Annotated in this window: 1 protein-coding gene; it reads left to right on the forward strand. The window is 80.6% G+C overall.

The features are described from left to right. Window positions 1-651: GAF domain-containing protein (locus ABD308_RS27660; protein ID WP_344340006.1), on the forward strand; the 651-nt coding region annotated here is incomplete at both ends.

Below are 651 nucleotides of genomic sequence, written 5' to 3' on the forward strand. Positions count from 1 at the left end.
GCCCGAGCCGCCCGGGACGGCCGGGACGGCGGGGACGGCCGGGCAGACCGTGGCCGCCGTGGCCGCCCCGCCGCTGCCGGAGGGCGAGGCGGCGACCGGCACCCCGCCCCAGGAGCCGGAGCCGTCCAGACCCCGGCCGCACCCGCCGGGAACGCCCGGCCGCCCCCCGGCGCCCGACCCCGCGGCCCTCTTCCACCTGGCCTCCTCGGCGCTGGCGAGCGCCGACACCCCGGAGGACCTCGCCCGGTTGCTGCACGAGGCGGCGCTCGCCCCCGTCGGCGTGATCGCGGTCGTGCTCGGCCTGCTGGAACCCGACGGCGCCCTCGCCCTGGTGGCCGGCCACGGCGTGCCCGCCCAACGGCTCAGCCAATGGCGCCGCATCCCGCCGGAGACCGGTGTGCCGCTGGTCTCCGCCGCGCACGGCGGCGGCATGGTCTGGGAGTTCGACCCCCCGGAGACGACGGACGCCGGGCAGCCGGTCACCGGCCGGATCGTCCCCGGCCGCAGCGCCTGCGCCGTCCCGCTGCACCACGGCGGCCGGATCATCGGAGCCATGAGCCTCGGCTGGGCCGGCCCCGCCGAACGGGCGCGCGCCGCCACCCGGTACGTCAACGCGCTGGCGGGCCCCGTCGGCCGACACCTGCTGCGGGT

Origin of the sequence: Kitasatospora putterlickiae, assembly GCF_039527695.1 — a bacterium.
GTDB lineage: Bacteria > Actinomycetota > Actinomycetes > Streptomycetales > Streptomycetaceae > Kitasatospora > Kitasatospora putterlickiae.